The organism is Micromonospora globispora, from assembly GCF_003857015.1.
Taxonomy (GTDB): Bacteria; Actinomycetota; Actinomycetes; order Mycobacteriales; family Micromonosporaceae; genus Micromonospora; species Micromonospora globispora.
Genome location: NZ_QGGF01000496.1, coordinates 1 through 18,040, shown reverse-complemented (window position 1 = coordinate 18,040; position 18,040 = coordinate 1). Strand labels below are relative to the sequence as shown.

At 73.4% G+C, this 18,040-nt stretch carries 15 protein-coding genes; 3 read left to right on the top strand and 12 right to left on the bottom strand.

Annotated features, from left to right (window positions below; all coding sequences use genetic code 11):
* Window positions 1–34: 34 nt before the first annotated feature.
* The 3 genes from DKL51_RS26590 to DKL51_RS26580 are packed head-to-tail and all read left to right on the top strand — an operon-like array spanning window position 35 to window position 2,897.
* Complete coding sequence (locus tag DKL51_RS26590; protein WP_109945009.1) at window positions 35–1,180, top strand: NAD(P) transhydrogenase subunit alpha; 1,146 nt, start codon at window positions 35–37, stop codon at window positions 1,178–1,180.
* Window positions 1,177–1,488: an NAD(P) transhydrogenase subunit alpha part 2 gene (locus DKL51_RS26585; protein ID WP_109945008.1), complete on the top strand. Its 312-nt coding sequence runs from the start codon at window positions 1,177–1,179 to the stop codon at window positions 1,486–1,488. Before DKL51_RS26590 ends, DKL51_RS26585 begins: the two co-directional genes overlap by 4 nt.
* On the top strand, window positions 1,485–2,897 hold the full coding sequence (locus DKL51_RS26580; RefSeq protein WP_109945007.1) for an NAD(P)(+) transhydrogenase (Re/Si-specific) subunit beta: 1,413 nt from the start codon (window positions 1,485–1,487) through the stop codon (window positions 2,895–2,897). Before DKL51_RS26585 ends, DKL51_RS26580 begins: the two co-directional genes overlap by 4 nt.
* A gap of 147 nt (window positions 2,898–3,044) precedes the next feature.
* Here the strand turns inward: DKL51_RS26580 and DKL51_RS26575 are convergent, their stop codons facing one another.
* The 12 genes from DKL51_RS26575 to DKL51_RS26525 form a co-directional block, all read right to left on the bottom strand.
* Window positions 3,045–4,484: a nitroreductase family protein gene (locus tag DKL51_RS26575; RefSeq protein ID WP_123827040.1), complete on the bottom strand. Its 1,440-nt coding sequence runs from the start codon at window positions 4,482–4,484 to the stop codon at window positions 3,045–3,047.
* A gap of 78 nt (window positions 4,485–4,562) precedes the next feature.
* Complete coding sequence (locus DKL51_RS26570; RefSeq protein ID WP_423790657.1) at window positions 4,563–5,849, bottom strand: erythromycin esterase family protein; 1,287 nt, start codon at window positions 5,847–5,849, stop codon at window positions 4,563–4,565.
* A gap of 87 nt (window positions 5,850–5,936) precedes the next feature.
* Window positions 5,937–6,773: an SGNH/GDSL hydrolase family protein gene (locus tag DKL51_RS26565; protein WP_243422411.1), complete on the bottom strand. Its 837-nt coding sequence runs from the start codon at window positions 6,771–6,773 to the stop codon at window positions 5,937–5,939.
* A 453-nt stretch (window positions 6,774–7,226) separates the two neighbouring features.
* On the bottom strand, window positions 7,227–7,439 hold the full coding sequence (locus DKL51_RS26560; protein ID WP_109945005.1) for a hypothetical protein: 213 nt from the start codon (window positions 7,437–7,439) through the stop codon (window positions 7,227–7,229).
* On the bottom strand, window positions 7,436–7,870 hold the full coding sequence (locus DKL51_RS26555; RefSeq protein WP_109945004.1) for a hypothetical protein: 435 nt from the start codon (window positions 7,868–7,870) through the stop codon (window positions 7,436–7,438). Before DKL51_RS26555 ends, DKL51_RS26560 begins: the two co-directional genes overlap by 4 nt.
* Window positions 7,867–9,708, bottom strand: coding sequence for a hypothetical protein (locus tag DKL51_RS26550; RefSeq protein WP_124812622.1), 1,842 nt, complete (start codon window positions 9,706–9,708; stop codon window positions 7,867–7,869). Before DKL51_RS26550 ends, DKL51_RS26555 begins: the two co-directional genes overlap by 4 nt.
* Window positions 9,705–11,048: a lipopolysaccharide biosynthesis protein gene (locus DKL51_RS26545; protein ID WP_109945002.1), complete on the bottom strand. Its 1,344-nt coding sequence runs from the start codon at window positions 11,046–11,048 to the stop codon at window positions 9,705–9,707. Before DKL51_RS26545 ends, DKL51_RS26550 begins: the two co-directional genes overlap by 4 nt.
* Before the next feature lie 45 nt (window positions 11,049–11,093).
* On the bottom strand, window positions 11,094–11,909 hold the full coding sequence (locus tag DKL51_RS26540; protein ID WP_109945001.1) for a polysaccharide deacetylase family protein: 816 nt from the start codon (window positions 11,907–11,909) through the stop codon (window positions 11,094–11,096).
* Window positions 11,906–14,272: a glycosyltransferase family 2 protein gene (locus DKL51_RS35195; protein ID WP_109945000.1), complete on the bottom strand. Its 2,367-nt coding sequence runs from the start codon at window positions 14,270–14,272 to the stop codon at window positions 11,906–11,908. Before DKL51_RS35195 ends, DKL51_RS26540 begins: the two co-directional genes overlap by 4 nt.
* Window positions 14,217–15,260: a phosphotransferase family protein gene (locus DKL51_RS35190; RefSeq protein WP_165823113.1), complete on the bottom strand. Its 1,044-nt coding sequence runs from the start codon at window positions 15,258–15,260 to the stop codon at window positions 14,217–14,219. The genes DKL51_RS35195 and DKL51_RS35190 overlap by 56 nt, the downstream gene beginning before the upstream one ends.
* Entirely contained in the window at window positions 15,257–16,570 is a 1,314-nt protein-coding gene (locus DKL51_RS35185; protein WP_165823112.1) for a hypothetical protein, read from the bottom strand. The genes DKL51_RS35190 and DKL51_RS35185 overlap by 4 nt, the downstream gene beginning before the upstream one ends.
* Window positions 16,567–18,040: GH39 family glycosyl hydrolase (locus DKL51_RS26525; protein ID WP_124812621.1), on the bottom strand; the 1,474-nt coding region annotated here is incomplete at its 5' end. The genes DKL51_RS35185 and DKL51_RS26525, both read right to left, overlap by 4 nt.

Genomic DNA, 18,040 nt, shown 5'->3' with positions numbered 1-18,040 from the left:
CCCGAGCAGGCGCGGGCAGTGAGGAGACAGTGGCATGAATCCGCTGACGGTGGGCGTACGCCGGGAGGACGAGCCCGGCGAACGGCGGGTCGCGCTGACCCCCGACGGGGTGGGCCGGCTGGTCGCGGCCGGCATGACGGTGGTGGTGGAATCCGACGCCGGTACAGCCGGCTGGTTCGACAACAACTCCTACGCCGAAGCCGGCGCCGAGGTGGTCACCACCGGTGAGTTGTACGACCGCGCCGACGTGGTGCTGTCGATCGGCCTCGTCCCGCCGGAGCGACTGCGCGCCGGCCAGGCCGTCGTGGGCATGTTCGCACCGTTGCGGCAACCCGGGTACGCCGCCGATCTCGCCGCCCGTGGCGTGACGATGGTCAGTGTGGACGGCGTCCCGCGGACGCTCTCCCGGGCCCAGACGATGGACGCGCTCACCTCGCAGGCGAACATCGCCGGCTACAAGGCCGTGCTGGTCGCGGCCAACGCGTACGAACGGTTCTTCCCGCTGTTGATCACGGCTGCCGGAACCGCGCGACCGGCCGAGGTGCTGGTCCTCGGTGCCGGCGTGGCGGGACTGCAGGCGATCGGTACGGCCCGCCGGCTGGGGGCGGTGGTGCGGGCCTACGACGTGCGCCCCGCCGCTCGCGGTGAGGTGGAATCGCTGGGTGCGGCCTTCGTGGAGCTGGCGTCGGTTGCCGACGCCCGTGGCGAGGGCGGGTACGCCCGCGCCCTGACCGAGGACGAGCAGCAGGCGCAGCAGCGGGAACTCGCCGAGCAGGTGGCCCGCCACGACGTCGTCATCACCACCGCGCAGGTGCCCGGCCGGCGGCCGCCGCTGCTGGTGACCGCCGACGCGGTGAAGGCGATGAAACCGGGCTCGATGGTCGTCGACCTCGCCGCGAGCCCGCTCGGGGGCAACGTGGCCGGCTCCGAGCCCGGCCGGACCGTCGTGACCGGGAACGGGGTCACCGTCATCGGGGCGGACAACCTGCCGGCCACCATGCCCACCGCCGCGTCGGCCGCGTACAGCCGCAACATCACGGCGCTGCTGCTGCACCTCGTACGCGACGGGGCGCTGGCGGTCGACACCGGCGACGAGATCCAGGCGGGGGTGGTCGTCACCCACGGCGGCGCCGTCGTCCATGCGGGCGTCGCCCGTCTGCTGGAGAGGACAACGTCATGACTCCGGAACTCCTGGCCGACCTGAGCATCTTCCTGCTGAGCCTGCTCGTGGGCTTCGAGGTGATCAGCAAGGTGCCGGCGACCCTGCACACGCCGTTGATGTCGGCCGCCAACTCGATCCACGGCATCGTGCTCGTCGGCGCGATGCTGATCGCCGTGACCGCGGACAACCTGCTCGGCTACGTCCTGGGTTTCGTCGCCGCGGCCTTCGCCACGATGAACGTGGTGGGCGGATACGTGGTGACCAACCGGATGCTCGCCATGTTCCGCGCCCCCGCCGCGAAGCAGCCCGCCGAGGAGGAGCGATGAGCACCCTCGACACGGTGATCCGGCTGGTGTATCTGGCCGCGGCCGTCTGCTTCGTGATCGGGCTGCATCTGATGAACTCGCCGCGCACGGCCCGGCGCGGCAACACCGTATCCGCCGCCGGAATGGTGGCCGCCGCCCTGGCCACGCTGGTGCTGCTGGTCGACTCCGGGGCGGTGTCCGCCACCGGCTGGTTGGTGCTGCTCTGCGGAGCGGCGGTCGGCGCGGGCGCCGGCTGGTACTTCGCCCGGACCGTCGCCATGACCGCCATGCCGCAGCTGGTCAGCCTGTTCAACGCGGTCGGCGGTGGTGCCGCCGGGCTGATCGCGGTGCACGACTTCACCCGGGTCGCCGCGGGCGGCGGTGCCCTACCGGCACGGGTCGCCGTGCCGACGGTCCTCGACATCGTGATCGGCGCGGTGACGCTGGCCGGTTCCGTGGTCGCCTCGGGCAAGCTTCAGGGCGTCGTGGCCAGCCGGCCGCTGGTCTTCCCCGGCGCACGGGCGGTCAACGCCACCCTGGCGCTGGTGATGATCGCCGCCGGCGGATACCTGGCCACCGGCGCGGCGAACGTCACCGTGCTCGTGGTGCTCGCCGTCGCCGCCACCGCCTTCGGGGTCACCATGGTGCTGCCGATCGGCGGTGCCGACATGCCTGTCGTCATCTCGCTGCTCAACGCGTTCACCGGCACCGCCGTCGCGATGGCCGGCTTCGTCATCGGCAACACCGTCCTGATCATCGCCGGGGCGCTGGTCGGCGCCTCCGGCGGCATCCTCACCAAGCTGATGGCCGACGCGATGAACCGGTCGATCGCCAACATCATCGTGGGTGGCTTCGGCACCAGCGACGGGCCTGCCGCTGACACCGGTCCGGGAGCGCAGGTCCGCGCCGTCTCGGCCGACGACGCGGCGATCCAGCTCGCGTACGCCAGCAAGGTCGTCATCGTTCCGGGGTACGGTCTGGCGGCCGCGCAGGCCCAGCACGAGGTCCGCGAACTGGCCGACCTCCTGCAGACCCGCGGCATCGAGGTCTCGTACGCCATCCACCCGGTCGCCGGCCGCATGCCGGGACACATGAACGTGCTGCTGGCCGAGGCGAACGTGCCGTACTCGCAGCTCAAAGAGATGGACGACGCCAACCGCGAGCTGGCCCGGGCGGACGTGGCGCTGGTCATCGGCGCCAACGACGTCGTCAACCCCGCCGCCCGCCGGCCCGGCAATCCGGTTTCCGGTATGCCCATCCTCGATGTGGACCACGCCAGGAGCGTCATCGTCATCAAGCGGTCGATGGGGCACGGGTACGCGGGCATCGACAACGAGCTGTACAGCGACCCGAGGACCGGGATGTACTTCGCCGACGCGAAGAAGGGCCTGGCCGAGCTCGCCGCCGCGGTCAAGATGCTGGTCGGATGATCCACCCCGACGCCGACCCCTGCCGCGGAAACGGCAGGGGCCGGCGTCCGGCTGCGGAGGGGGGAACCAGGGTCGCATCCGGTGGCGGTTCAGGTGGTGGGGGACGCCGGCGACCAGGCTGCCCGAGGGGTCACCCGAGAGGGAACGTCACGACTGGCCGATGCGCGGCATGACGGGCCGGACCTCGACGGGTGCGCCCGGGCCGCCACCGCTGCGTGACGCGTACTCGGGAACGCCGACGCAGGTGAAGAGGAGCGTCGCCAGGTCGTCCGGCTCGGACAGCAGGCTCGGGACCTGCGAGTCGATGAAGGTCATTCCGGAGGCGCCCGCGCCGAGGGCGTATGCGGCCAGGTGCAGCCGGCCCTCGACCAGCCCGGCGGCGAGCTGGGCGTCGCGGTAGGTGCGGTCGTCGAGGGTTGCCAGCGGCGTGGCCGCGATGACCACGTACGCCGCGTCGCCGGCGAGCGACTGGTCCAGGCAGATCCGCAGCAGTTCGTCGCGCAGGTCGCCGGCCCGCAGCGGAACCGACAGGTCGGGCCACCGGTAGAGGCCGGGTGCCACGTCGTCGACGCCGTGGACGGCGACCCAGTGCGGCACCTGCACGCCGCGCAGGGCCGCGGCCATGGACCACTCCAGCAGCGGCCGGGGCAGCGTCCGGGACCGGTCCATGCGCCGCTGCGAACCGCGCCGCCGCACGACCTCGTCGAGCGAGTCGGACGGAGGGAAGTCCGGGAGCGTAGGCGCTTCGGGCCAGGGTGCCCCGAGGTCGTCCCGCTCGCCGGCCCGCTGGGCGGCGGTGCACAGTGGCAGCTCCACCGGTGGCAGCTCACCGGCAGCCGCCGGCCCGCTGGGGCCGATCGCCGGCTCGCCGTCCCCGAGGGACAGCAGCGCCAGGGGGTACTCGTGCACCCCGTCCGCGCCGACCAGCCGGCGCACCAGGGCGTCCGGGAAGAGCGACCGGAGCCGTGGGGACAGGCCGGCGCTCGCGGCCGCCGCCGACAGTTGGGAGAGCAGCGTCCCGGCGTCCCAGTAGAGGTGCCGCCACCCGCGCTCGGCGTAACGCCACCCCGTCCGCCACGGCACGCCGGTGACCACGAGCGTGGTGACCGAGCCGGTGGCGGCGGGAGCGACCTGGACGAGGGCGTGCTGCGCCCCGTCGTACCAGTACACGCCGTCCGGGACCCCGGCGACGCCGCGCGTGCTCGCGTAGACCTCCAGCGGGAACCGGGCCCCCGCCGAGCCGGAGGCGCGGTAGAGGAAGCGGCGACCGTTGCGCTGCCCGGTGCGGACCACGCCGGCACCGAGGAAGAGCACCCGGCCGAGCTGCGCCGCGTCGAGCGGCTGCGTCGCAGCCGGCATCCCGGCGAGGACGGCCGTCGCGGGGACCCCGGGGTCGGGGAGATCGCGCGGCAGCGCCAGGACCGCAAGCCCGTCCGGGTAGCCCTTCATCGGCGGCGGCAGGGTCTCCGGGTCGTTCGGAACGAGGTCGCGGCGGATACGCGGGTCGTCCACCCCCACGTCCCACTCACGGTTCGGCACGTACGACGTCAGCCGGTGCAGCAGCCCAGCGCCGGAGTCGAGGTCCATCCGGCCATCCTGCCAGTGCCTCACCGGGTGCCGCTGCCCCTCGAAAATCAGCCGGTGGATGCGCGTCAGCACGACCCGTCAGACGCCCGACGGGTACGTCTCCGGCTCGGCCAGGCTGGTCGGCCGGAGGCGCAGCGGCCGGACCGCCTGGGACTCGTCGATCCAACAGAAGGCGTCGTAGCGTTCGCCGAGCACGGTCGGGACGTAGTTGCCCCAGCTCTCCCGTTCGGGGTGGTAGACGACGCCGATCGCCCGGTGGTCGAGTTCGTCGGTGAGCAGGTCGAGCCGCTCGTCACGGGGGAAGACGAACAGCGCCTGGGCCGGCGCGGCGCCGTGCAGGACCTCCTCCAGCGAGTGCCGTCGGCTGGGTGGCACCGGCATCACCTCCATCGGCGCGCCCCAGGCGTCGCCCGCGACCACGGTGCCGTGGTGCGTGCCGAAGCCGATCAGCACGACCTGGTCGGGGCCGTACCGTTCACGGGCGAGCTGGCCGATGTTGATCTCGCCTGCGTCGGCCATGTCGGTGGCGCGGGCGTCCCCGACGTGGGTGTTGTGCGCCCAGACGACCGCCTTCGCCCCCGGGCCGTAGCGGCGCAGGAGCCGGTCGAGCGTGTCGTCCATGTGCTGGTCGCGGACGTTCCAGGACTCCCGGCCGCCGCGGGCCATCGTCCGGTAGTAGCGCTCGGCGCCGGCGACCACCTCGGCGTTCTGCCACACCCCGAAGCGGCCGTCGCTCTCGGCCGCGGCCCGCTCGCGGAGCCCGACGAGCAGGTCCACCACCTCGTTCTCGCAGTTGGTCGGTACCAGCCGGGTGGCCAGCGCGTACTCTTGCGCGTTCTCCTCGTACGGCTGGAAGCAGCGGTACGCGGCCAGCGCAGCGGGCACCTGCTCCGGATCGTGTTCGCGAAGCCAGATGAGGATCTCGCGCAGCGACTCCCAGAGCGAGTACACGTCGAGGCCGTGGAAGCCGACCCGGGCCGGCTCGTCGACCGACCCGTTGTGGGTGTAAAGCCACCGGGTGAAGTCGACGATCTCCTCGTTGGCCCACATCCAGGTCGGCCAGCGCTCGAACGTGGCGAGCGCGTCGCGCGGATCGTCCGGCGCGTCGGACCGGCGGCGCACGCTGCGGTCCACTCGGTCGCAGTCGGGCCAGTCGCCCTCCACGGCGACGAACGAGAAGCCCTTCTCCTCGATCAACCGCCGGCTGATCGCCGCCCGCCAGGTGTAGAACTCGTGCGTCCCGTGGCTCGCCTCGCCGAGCATCACCACTCGGGCGTCGGCCACGCGGTCCAGCAGCACGTCCAGGTCGCCCGGGTCCACCAGCGGGGCCGCGAGCCCGGTCACCTCGTCGTCGTAGCGTCCCACGGCCCACCCGTACCCGCTGCGGCGCGGGCCATGCGAGCCGCACGAGAGCGGCCTTCCCGGTCATACCGGGAAGGCCGCTGTCGGGTGCTACCAGTTGAAGCCGGCGGCGTAGGAGACCCGGGCCAGCGCTGCCTGTCCACTCGTGCTCGGGTGGAAGTAGTCCCAGCCGGAGACCTGCGACAGGGTGAACCGGTAGTTGAACACCGCGTTGTCGTCGAAGTCGCACTTCGGGCCGTACGCGGCGCAGGCCTCGGCGAGCTGGGTGTTGTACGCGATGACCCGCTGACGTACCCGCTGCCGCCGTGCCTCGTCGGTGCTGGACGTGGACCACGCCCGGTCGAGCATCGACTGGCAGATGCCGTACGTCTCCCAGACCGACAGTGCGGTCAGGTTGGTGTGCCCGATGTACCACAGCCGGTAGATGTCCGGGATGCTGATCACGGCGACCCGGGCGTTCGGCAGACCGGACTTCAAAGTGCGCAAGGCACTGTCGATGTAGGAGCGGTAGGTGGTCACCGGCGTCATCGTGGACTCGGAGCTGGTGCAGGCGTCGTTCGCGCCGATCAGGATCGTGACGTACTGGACCTTCTGCGACACCGCCGTCGAGGCCTGGCCCGGCATGGCCGAGGCCTTCGCGCCGGAGCGGGCGTCGTTGTAGTTGTGGCCGGAGATGGCCGGGTTCTTCGCCAGGATGCGCAGGTAGTGGCTGTTGACCAGGGTGGAGCCACCGGTGCTGAACGACCGGTACGTGCAGTCGGTGTACCAGCCGCAGGCGTTGAACCCGCGGGTGATCGAGTCGCCCGTGCTCGCCATGGAGTCCGGTGCGCTGGCGGCGCTGGCCGGGGCGGGCAGAAGCAGGACGGCGGCCAGGGCGGCAACCAGGACCGACAGGCCACGACGGAAGATGGCGGGGGCAGGTCTCACGCGAGTCACCTCTTTCGCGCGGATGGGGGACACCCGGCCGAGGTGCGGCTTGATGGGGGATCGGGCCGCACACAGACCCCGGGAGGCTTACTGTAAGTCCGGCGGCATGACGCCGCCCGACTACTGATCGACGATCGTCAATAGATGATCGTGCGGTGGTGAGCCGCGGTGACCTGCGCACGCGTTGGCGCCCGTCGGAAGGGTGGGTCGCCGGGCACCGGATGAACCGTTTTGATGACGGTGAGTCTTACGGCCGTACCGACCGCGCTCAACCTCTCCGGTTCCGGGCCCTCCGCTTCCGGCGGGCGTCGCACGTTCATCATGTCCCGCACCCCGGCCGACCAACAGGGCCGCAGGTCCCCCCGTCGGCGGGACCACCGCCCCGTGGACCAGCGGATCTCTCGACAGGCCGCCGGTCCGCGCCCGCAGTGCCGCGGCGGCACGCCGGGCCGGTCAGCTCAGGGCGACGAACCGTTCGACGACGATGATGACGAACGCGACGAGCAGCGGTGCGGCGGCCAGGTCCAGGCCCCGGAGGAGGTTCCGCCGCGCCGGCTCGGCGGCGAGCTGCAGCACGATCCGGGCGATCAGCGCCAGCAGCAGCAGGGCGAGCACGGCCGCCTGGACCGGCCCGGCCCGTACCACGCTCAGCGCGATGGCCGTCATTCCGCCGCCACCCCCCGCCCTCGCCGGTGCTCCCGCACGTCCCGGGCCAGCTCAGTCACGGCGGCCAGCGACGCGATCGTCGTGAGGGTGGAGAGGCCGAGCAGCGGCGACCACCGGTGCAGCTGGATCATGCCCTGCGCGACCAGCACCCCGAGGGCGAGGCTGAGCGCGACGCCGATGACGAACCGGCTGAGGCCGTCCGACATCCGGATCAGGCGCGCGCACGCCAGTCCCGGCACCACGGCGAGGTAGGCGAGGACGCTGACCGCCCGCAGGGCGCTCGGCCCGTCCCAGACGACCAGGGCCAGCACCCCCGGCCCGACGAGGACGATCAGCAGCGCCGGCCAGGGCGGGGGTGGCGGGGAGTCCGCGGCAGCGGGAAGGGCCCGCTGCTCGGGTACGTCGATGCGAGGTTCGGCGATCTCGGTCACCGGTCACCCCCTCGGCTCGCCCCGAGGACGTAGATCCTCGCCTCCGTGCTGGTATAGACCAGCCGGAACTTCCCCGAGTCGACGACCTGGCGTTCCAGGCCCTCGCCCCAGCCGTGCGGCTTGCCCAGGAACGTCTCGGCGAAGACGAACTGGCCCTTCGTGAAGATCAGGTAGGCGCCCTTCGGGTTCCCTCGCATCTCGTCCTCGATCGCGCCGATCGTCGTCGGGCCGAGGTCGTCGCCGATGGGCCGGTACCGGTACCGCTCGACGCCCTCCGTCCGCCACGGCACGTTCGACGTCACCGAGACGAACGAGGTACCCGCCGGCGCGTGGTCGTAGAGCCACTCCACCGCGCGGTGGTCCCCCGGGCGCACCCGCTCGAAGGACTCGTTGCCGTACCGGGCGACGAAGAACGCGCCGATCAGGACGGTGCTCAGCGCGCCCGCCAGCACCGCCGCGGGGACGCGGTGCCGCGCCGGCCAGACCGGGACCAGCAGGCCGGCCAGCAGGACCACCATGAACGGCAGGGCGAAGGCGTACACCCGGAGGAAGATCTCCCCGCCGTAGCTCTGCATTCCCAGCAGGAGGAACGGCGCCCCGGCGAGGGCCAGCAGCCCGAGGTCGCCGTGTCCGCGGCGCATCCGCCGCCACGCCCCGATCGCGGCCAGCCCCCAGACCGCCACGGCGAGGACGAGTCGCAGCAGCACCACCGTCTGGTGCCCCTCGTCGCCCCGTACCCGCTCGACCGCCCCGTGGTTGATCGTGCCGCCGACGTTTCCGAAGGAGCCGAACATGTCGTGCAGGTGCCCCGCCCAGTACGGCACGGCGCCGTAGCTGATGTAGGCCGTCAGCAGGACGGCGAGCAGGACCGGCAGCCTACGGAGGGTGCAGCGGCGGACCAGCACCAACGCCCCGACGCTGACCACGATCGCGATCGGGGTGAGCTGGTGGCTCACCGCGCTGGCCGCGAAGACGGCGAGGACCACCGCGACCAGACCGACCAGCGAGGCCGGACCGGTCGCTTGGGCGATCGGTTCGCGCAGCAGCGGCCTCGGCGGCAGCCGCAGCACCCGCAGCAGCAGGGCGACCGGACTCCTCGGGGGCCGCTCCTGGTGCAGGCCGCCGTACCGGTCCGGGCGGAACCAGCGGAGCAGCACCATCATCAGGACCAGGTAGAAGAGGTAGTTCATCGCCTGCGGGCCGAAGTAGTCCTGCCCCACCCAGTTCGCCGGGAAGAACAGCCAGAGGGCGAGCCACGCCGTCCGCGCGTCCGACGACGTGTCGCGGGCCAGCCGGAACACGGCCGCGCCGAAGAGCAGGTTGAATCCCACGGGCGCCCAGGCGAGCAGCGGCATGGCGTCCGGCAGGCCGGCCGCGCGGGTCGCCATCGCCGTCAGCGCGAAGAACCCCGGCCAACTGAAGCGGGCGTCCAACTGCGGCAACGTCTCCCCGGTCCGGGCGATGTAGTCGGCGAAACCGACGTGCAGCCAACCGGAGATGACCCGGGGCAGCGGCTCGATGATCGGCGCCGCGCCGAAGAGCAGGACGACGAGCACCGCCACGTGCGCGGCGAGCAGCGCGTCGGGTGCCGGGCGGGCACGGAAGACACCGTGCAGGAAGCTCGCCGTCAGCAGCGCGAGCGCGACGTACAGCTCGGGGCGGAGCGCGGTGACCAGGCCGAGCGACCCGATGTCGGCCGCGTCTCCCCGGCGCAGCGCCCAGACCCCCAGGGCGAGCGCCACCGCCGGCGCGGACCACTCGGCGACCGCGCGCAGGCCGTCCCGGACCCGCTGACCGGCGGCCGTGGGGACGGCGGCCAAGGTCGCGTCGCCGCTCACGAGCCGCCCCGCAGTAGCCGCACCATCGACGGCAGGACGGCGGCCGCCACCACGAGCTGCCCGGCGAGGTAGGCGAAACCGACGCCGACCACCCCGAACTCGGCCATCGCGACCACCGCCAGCGAGACGACCAGGGTGCTCGTCGCCGCGTGCACCGCGATGATCCGGCCGACCCGGCGCTGCACCCGGCACGCGGCGACGAAGACGATCAGCATGAGGCGGGGCAGCACCGCGACGGCGAAGAGCCGCAACACACCCGAGCCGGTCGAGGCGTAGTCGCCGCCGAAGAGGGTCAACAGCAGCGGCGCCGACACGCAGAGCAGGACGACCGCCGGTACGAAGAGGAGCAGCCCCCGCCGCAGCACCTGCCGGACGTACGCCGGAAGCCGCGACTCGTCGGCGGAGGACTCCACGGTCAGCGAGGTGCCGAAGTGGTACGCGACCAGCTCCAGCGAGCCGCCCAGCAGCCAGGCGACGTAGAAGACGCCGTTGGCCTCGGCGCCCAGCCGCGCGGTCACCAGCAGCGGCAGGGCGTTCGTGCCCGCTTGGAGGAAGAGGTACCCCACGTAGTCCAGCGCCACGAACCTGGCGAGCACCCGACGACCCGGCAGCGCGACCGCCGTACCCCGCTCCCGCAGTCGGGGCAGCAGCCGGCGGAAGACCAGCACGTTGACGGGAATGAGCGCCACCACGACCGCCAGGTTCCAGGACAGGAAGATGCCCAGGCTGGGCAGGGCGCCGGCGAGCAGCACCAGCAGCGCGATCTTGAGGATGCCGAAGGCGGTGTTCTCGACCGGGACCCAGACCACCCCCCGCAGGGCGGTGAGCACGCTGTCCTGGAGCGTGAAGACGCACCAGCCGGCGACGGAGAGGGCGAACACCACGGCGAGCAGGGGAGTGCGGCTCAGGAAGTCCAGCCGGCCGGCGACCAGGGGGGCGATCAGCAGGAAACCGGCGCTGAGGGCGAGCGCCGCCAGGCAGCTGACCGCGTACGCGTAGCCGACCAGCCGGCCGCCCCGCTCCGCCGCGGTCGGCAGGAAGCGGGCGAGCGCCCCGTTCAGGTTGAGCTGGGAGAGGTTGCTCAGGAACGACATCGTCGACACCATCGCGGCGCCGATGCCCAGCTGGGCCGGTGAGTACAGGCGCGCCGCGAGCGCCCAGTACGCGATGCCGAGCACCGAGCTCATCGCCGTGTTCAGCATCAACGCGTAGACGTTGCCGTTCAGCGGATCGCGCAGGTGCCGGCGCAGCCGTACGCCGATCGGCGCGGTGACCGTGCCGACGCCGGGAGCCGCCGGACTGACCGTCGCGTTCGCGGTTCCGGCACGTGGGGCGCTCACCGGGTCACCTCTCCTTCCGGTCGTTGGTGCTCTCTCTCCCCGCCGTCACGAGGCCGGCTGGCCCTGCCGGGGACGCGCGGCGTGCACCAGATGTCGGGCCCGCCGGTACGCCCGCCAGCCCCGGGTGCGCAGGTGCTCACCCCGCCAGGCCAGCGGCCGGCCGGTGCCGTCGAGCAGCGCGGCGATCCCGTCGACGCCGGTGTCCCGCTCGATCAGCACCCGGGCGATGGCGAAGACGTCGTCCTCGGGATGGCTCAGCGCGTTCTTGACCCCGCAGGCGGAGGAGTAGCCGGCGGCCCGCACCGCGGTCCGCACCGCCGGGCTGTGGTAGCCGTACGGGTAGGCGAACGAGGTGACCCTCGTCCCCAGCCCGTCCTCCAGCACCCGCCGGCTTCCCGTGATCTCCTGCTGCAGCTCCGCCCGGCGGATGCAGTCCAGCGCGCGGTGGCTGCGGCTGTGCGACCCGATCTCCACCCCGTACCCCCGCAGCTCCCGGAGCTGGTCCCAGTCAAGCGACGGGTCGCCGTCCGGCGACGGTGCCACGCCGACCCGGGCGGCGATGACGTACGCGGTCGCCGTCAGCCCGTACCGGCGCAGCACCGGCAGGGCGGCCTCGGCGAGGTCGGGGAAGCCGTCGTCGAAGGTGACCAGCACCGGTCGCGGCGGCAGCGGCGCGAGCCCGCGCAGCACGTCCGCGTACCCGCTCACCGTCATCGGCGTCCGCCGGCGTTCCCGGAGCAGCGCCAGCTGTTCGTCGAAGTCGCCCGGCGACACCGACCAGCGCAGCGTGCCGTCCCGGCGCTCGTCGCCGATGCTGTGATAGCAGAGGACGGGTACGACCATCCTCGGTTGCTGGTTCACCGGCGGCTCCGTCCGGCTCGGGCCGCGGCGGCGGCGTAGTAGGCGGGTCCGAGCGCCATCCCGCAGAGTTCGAGGGCGGTCAGCGAGGCGGGGTAGTCGTCCCGCTTACGGCCGTTCTTCTCGGAACCGGGCCGCACGGCGTAGGCGACGCCGCGGGGCAGCCGCCGGAGCAGCTCCCGCCGGGCGGTGGGGTCGGTGGCCAGGCACTTCGCCAGGACGGCGCCGAGCCCGACCCCGTACCGGTACATGGTCCGGCGCAGCGCCCGCAGCTCACGGCGGTGGGTGTGCCAGACGAGCGCCCCCGGCTCGTACGTCAGCGCGTGCCCGGCGAGCACCGCACGCAGCAGCACGTCGATGTCCTCGCCGGTGCGCAGCCGCGGGTCGAAGCCGCCCAACCGGCGCAGCGCCTCGGTGCGGAACGCCATGTTGCCGCCGGACCCGTACGACCCGGGCAGGTACGGGTAGAGCGACCGCGGGGACGGGTCGACGCGGCGGGCGCCCCCCGCCTCCACCGTGGCGAAGCCGGCCCGGTCGAACCGCCGCCGCTGGCAGCCCTTGCCGTAACCGCCGTACTGCTCCAGCCAGATCTGCGGCGGCGTCTCGAGTTCCCGGGCGAGCACCTGGCCGGTCACCCCGGCCACGTCGTCGTCGGTGAAGCCGTCGACGAGGCTGCTCAGCCACCCCCGGTCGACGATGACGTCGTCGTCGGCGAAGGCGACGATCTCGCCTCGCGCCTCGGTCAGCCCGCGGTTGCGGGCGTGGGCGACGCCGGGTCGCGGCTCGCTGGTGTAGCGGAACCGGCCGTCGTCCGCGGCCCGCTGGGCGAGGATCGCCGCCGTTCCGGGGACCTGCGGCGCGTTGTCGACGACGACGATCTCGTAGCGGGGGTAGTCGAGCGCGCCCAGCGAGTCCAGGGTGGATTCGAGGAGTGGGGTGCGTCCGCAGGTCGGCACGACCACGCTGACGAAGGGGACCGGCTCGGCCGTCGTCGACCGGAAGCGGCAGAAGGCGCGGGCCGCGACCCGGCCGGCCGGGTCGAGGTCCACCTGACCGAGCGGGGGCAGGCCGTCGTGGCGCAGGTGTTCGTCGATGGGCGCGGAGAGCCGTTCCCGGATCGCGGCGACCAGGGCCGGCGCGGCCAGCCCGCCGCCGGGCAACTCGATGTCCACCAGCCCGAGCGGCTGCCCGTGCAGCCGGACCAGGACCTGCGCCGCGCCGTACCGGACGCCGTCCGGGCCGCCGGTGTCCGGCACGTCGGGTACCCCGTCGGAGAGGTCGACGGCGAGCACCCGGACCGGCACCGGCCCGGCCGCACGCCGGGAAGCCGGCTGGCCGACCGCCTGGGAGGTGCGCAGGGCCTGGGCCGAGACGTACCCGGCGGCGGTCACCAGGAGGCCGGCGACGATCGCCCCGGAGCGCAGCAGCCCGCTACGGTCGCCGGCGCGGACTTGGCGCAGCCCGCGGCGCACCCCCGCGGGCAGCGTGCGGCGGGTGTACGTCCGTTCCGTGGCGAGACCGGCGTCGCTGCCGACCAGCCGCGCCACCACGGCCTTCGACCGCCCCTCGGAGAAGCAGCGCTGCCGGAAGTAGCGCCACGTCGCCCGGTCCACCGTCACCCGGTGCCGGACCCGGGCGGCCGGCTCGTAGAGCACCACCCCGTCCGGTTCCAGCTGGCGGACGCGGATGCAGAGCTCGGTCTCCTCGCAGCCGACGGGGGTGCGGCCGACCCGACCGAGCGCGGGATCGAAGCCGTCGGTGCGGTCGAGGACCGATCGGCGGAAGGACATGTTGCAGCCGATGACGTTGCGGACGGGCGCGGCCTCGGTGGGCTGGCCGGTGAAGCTGCACCCGACCACCCAGTCGAACTCGGGTGGCAGCCAGTGCGGCCGGTCCTCCTCCCAGGCCGGTACGGCGTGCCCACCGACCGCGAGCACCCGCTCGTCCCGGTAGTGCGGCAGCAGCCGGGCCAGCCAGTCGGGCTCCGCCTCGGCGTCGTCGTCGAGGAAGGCGACGATCTCTCCGGTCGCCCGGGCCACCCCGGTGTTGCGGGCCGCCGACAGGCCGCGCGGGCCGGTGCTCGGCACGACGGTCAGGTCGGGGAAGGTGGCCCGGACCCGGTCCAGCAGCGCCGGGTTGTGGTCGACGACCACGACGACCTGGGCCGCCGGTACGTCCTGCGCGAGCACCGAGTGGACCGCCCGGACGATCTGCGGCCAGCGTCGCTCGGTGTAGACGCAGATGACCACGGTGACGGTCAGCGCCGACCCGGGCCCGGCGGGCGCCCCGGGGTCGACGGCCGCAACCAGGTCAGACGTTGACGAGGACGCGTTCGACGTTGCCGCGGATCCAGCGTGGATCGTCATGGTCACCTTCCGAGTCGATGAAGAGCAGGATGTGGCGCATCCAGTAGAGGAGCAGGGCCGGCCGCGGCGGGATGCCGTCCAGCCAGGTGGCGGCCTCGTCGGCGGGGACGTCGAGCGTCCGCTCGACGCCGTGCCGCAGCGCGTGGACGACGATCTCCCCGAGCTCGTCGCCGCGGGTCAGCCGGCGGGTGAGGACGTGCAGGTGCAGCAGATCGTGCAGGGGGAGTTGCCGCGCCGAGGCCCGGTCCCAGTCGACGATGCCGGTCACCTGCCCGGGTGGCGTGACGGCCAGCAGGTTGCCCGGCCAGAAGTCGCCGTGGATCCACGAGGTGTGCACGGTGCGGCCGACGAGGGCTGCGAGGAGTTCCTCCCGCAGCCGGCGCAGGGTGTCCCGGAGCCGGTCGCGCTCCGGGTGGGTGGCGGCGTACTCCTCGAGCCGTTGGAGCGGAGCGTCCACCCAGGGCGCCACGGTGGACGGGTGGAGCCGGATCCGCTCCCGGGTGCGCTCGTGCAGGTCGCGGACGACCCGGCTCGCGGAGGCGAGCAGCGCGGCCCGGCGGGTACGGCGCAGCAGCATCCCGCTTGCCGGGCCGCCCCGCAGCGCCCGTTCCACGCAGTAGTAGCGCCCCTCGACCTCGCCCTGCGCCGCGCAGGACGGCAGGACCGGGCGCAGGTCCGGCAGGCGCGGGTCGGCCCGCAGCAGGTCGAGCACCTCGGCCTGCCGCCGCAGCCCGTCGACGGCCTGGTCGGTCCAGGGCACCTTGACGATCCAGCGCTCGCCGGGTCGGCTGCCCCCGACGGTGGCCACGGCGACGGCCGTGCTGGTGAAGGTGACCGTCTCGGTCCGCCACCGGCTGGCGTGGGTGGCGGTCGCCTGGGCGATCAGGCGGGGGGCGACGGTGGCCGTCCAGCCCCGCTCCGGCCGGTGCTGCCAGCAGGCGAGCCGGTTCCGCAGGACCGGCTGCGCCCACTGCACGGCGGCCCTCACCGGGTCGCCCGATCGACGTAGTGCCGCCAGATCCGGCGGAGCGCGTCGGCGAGCACCAACTCCGGCGCCCGGTCGGCGTCCACCCGCTCCAGGTGCGGGATCCGGCGGCGCAGCCGCCGGTACTGCTCGCGTTCGGCCTCGAGGTGCTCGGGGTCGTACTCGCCGGAGCGGTGGTACATGACCGGGCCCGGAACATCCAGCAGCAGCACCACGTCCGGTGCCGGGCACAGGCGGCTCAGCAGCTGGAAGTACGGCCGCTTCAGCCAGACCAACGGCCCGCGCGGCGGCAGCAGGGCGTCGTAGACGTAGCGGTCGAAGACCACGACCCGGCCCAGCGCGCGGTGGCGCAGCGCGGCGAGATAACGCCGCCACACCGTGAACGGCCGCAGCAGGATCCGCACGCCCTGCTCGACGGCGCTGCGCGGCGCCTCGGTCGACGGCCAGAGTCCCATGTAGACCCGGCGCACCGGGAAGTAGGACGCCGACTCGATGCCCTGGGCCAGGGTCGACTTCCCCGAGCCGTCGGGGCCGATCAGGGCGACCCCGACGCCCCGCCGGCTCCACGCCTGCATCGGCCGCTCGACGGCGCGCAGCGCCGCCGAACCGACCAGCCGACCGGCCGTGCTCACCGGGCGGGCCTGCCACCAGGCGGCGAGTAGTTGCCGTCGTACGGCGGGGAGCGCCGCCGGCCGGTCGGCCCGCCAGAACGCCAGCAGCATCCGAGCGGCCTGGCCGGGCAGGGTTCGGGCGAGCGGGGCGTCCAGGGTGGCCCGGTCCTCCAGTTCTCGCAGTCGACGCCGGTGGTGACCCGGGATGGCGCCCTTGTCGAGCACGCAGTGCAGCAGCAACGCCCAGAACTCGTCCGCCGGCGCGAGCACCCGTACGCCGTCCTGCCGGATGCTGCGCCCAAGGCACTCGTCAGCGGCCGCCGTGCGTACCTCGAAGCGCGGCCCGTAGGCGAGCTCCGTCACCAGGTCGAACTCGACCCACGAGCTGGCGCCCGGGTCGAGACCGAGGAAGAACCGGTGGGTGCCCCGGCCGTGGCTGGCCAGGCGGATCAGTCCCTGGGCCTCGATGACGGCCACCGCCCGCGCGAGGTCGGCCGGCGCGACCAGGACGTCCAGGTCGCCGGGGGCGGTGAGCCCCTCCGGCCCACCCCGTAGCAGGCACCAGCGCACGTTCGCCTCGTCGAGGCCGGCGAGCACCGACCGGGTCAGCCGGTGCCCGGCCGGCCCCGATCCCGTCGGCCCCTGCGGTTCCCGGCCGGCGACGGCCGTGGTCGCCGGCACGGTGGTGTCCTCGCTGGTCATCGCGTCTCCGAAAGCTGTGCGGTGGTGTCGCCCAGGTCGAGGCACTGCGCTGTCGGTACGTCGGAGGCGGCGGACCCCGGGTCGACGGGGAAGGTGAACTCCACCGGTGCGTCGGGCGGCAGAGGGACGTACCGCACCTCGTACGGCGCCAGGCGGAGCGGCCGTCCCTGCACCTCCAGGTCGATCGGGCCGTCCTCGGTGTGCACCAGCAGGACGCCCGCCCGGCCCCGCACCAGGCCCAGCTCCGGCACCGGCCAGGAGACCGGGTTGGCTCCGGCCCGGTCCGCGAGCAGCTGCTGCAGCCGGGCGACCGCCTCCGCGTAACCGAGCGGGCGGCCCCCGTCCCGGCGGTCGGTCGAGTTCCACAGCGCCGGCCCGTGCGTGCCGTCATCGTCGCGTTGCGGCTCCCAGATGAGCGCCGTGGCCGCGCCCTGGTCGGCCATGTGCAGCAGCGAGGCGACGGCCCGGGCGGTCAGCTTCGGCTGACCGGCGGCGTCGGCCTGGCCCACGTGGAACTCGCTCCACCAGATCGGCAGCGTCGTCCGTTGGCGCAGCCATCGGGTGAGCGCGCCGAAGAGCGCGCTGCTGGTGGTGGTCGCGGTGATCCTGCCCTGGTCGCGGGTGGAGAGCCCGGCGTCGACGGCGACGAAGTCGGCCCCGTGCTTGTGCCGCAGCCAGTAGTCCAGGGCGTCGAGGCTGCGCTGGTCGACCACCCCGCAGGCGCCGGCGAGGGCGGACGGGTGACTGGCGGTCTTCGGGCTCGCCCAGGTGTCGATGACAACGTACGGGCCGCCGACGGCGAGGGTCGGGTCGACCGCCTTGAGGGCGTCGTACACCGCGTTGTAGAGGGCGGTGTAGGCCTCGTACCGCCACCGGTTGCGGGCGGCGTCCCAGAAGCCCTTCATCTCGTTCCAGACCTGGAAGTGCCGCACGTCGGGATAGCGGCGGGCGACCGCCGCGGCGAGCGCGGCGAAGTCGGCGTAGTGCTCAGGGCGCGGCGCGACGTGCAGCCGGTCCCAATTCGTCTCACCGGCGCGCCCGCCCTTCATCCAGTCGGGCGCACAGCACAACGTGATGACCGGGGTGCCCCCGGTCGACCTGATCAGCGCCATCCGCCGGTCCAGCGAGGACCAGTCGAACTTTCCCGGGCTCGGCTGCGGGTTCTCCGTTCCCCAGCCGAAGATGTGCTGGTTCTGGTAGCTCGCGGTGGCGGTGAGGACGGCCTTGGCGGAGGCGAGGGCGGGCGCGCTGCCCCAGTCGTCGATCGAGTGCTGGGTGTGCGTGACCCCCACGGAGAGCGTGTTCGGGTCCGGGCGCCGGGGCTGCGGTGCGGACCAGTCGAACCCGGCCCCGTCGGAGTCGACCGGGGACGATTCGCGGGGCTCGTCCCGGGTGGGGCGGGCGGAGACGACGACGAGGGCGATCGCGGTCAGCACCGCGGGCACGAGCAGCAGCCAGCGGAGGGTGGGC

Coding starts and splice junctions, on each gene's coding strand:
- DKL51_RS26575 (WP_123827040.1), bottom strand. CDS start 4,484: ATGGACCTCGACTCCGGCGCTGGGCTGCTGCACCGGCTGACGTCGTAC.
- DKL51_RS35185 (WP_165823112.1), bottom strand. CDS start 16,570: ATGACCAGCGAGGACACCACCGTGCCGGCGACCACGGCCGTCGCCGGC.
- DKL51_RS26560 (WP_109945005.1), bottom strand. CDS start 7,439: ATGACGGCCATCGCGCTGAGCGTGGTACGGGCCGGGCCGGTCCAGGCG.
- DKL51_RS26580 (WP_109945007.1), top strand. CDS start 1,485: ATGAGCACCCTCGACACGGTGATCCGGCTGGTGTATCTGGCCGCGGCC.
- DKL51_RS26585 (WP_109945008.1), top strand. CDS start 1,177: ATGACTCCGGAACTCCTGGCCGACCTGAGCATCTTCCTGCTGAGCCTG.
- DKL51_RS26590 (WP_109945009.1), top strand. CDS start 35: ATGAATCCGCTGACGGTGGGCGTACGCCGGGAGGACGAGCCCGGCGAA.
- DKL51_RS35195 (WP_109945000.1), bottom strand. CDS start 14,272: ATGACGATCCACGCTGGATCCGCGGCAACGTCGAACGCGTCCTCGTCA.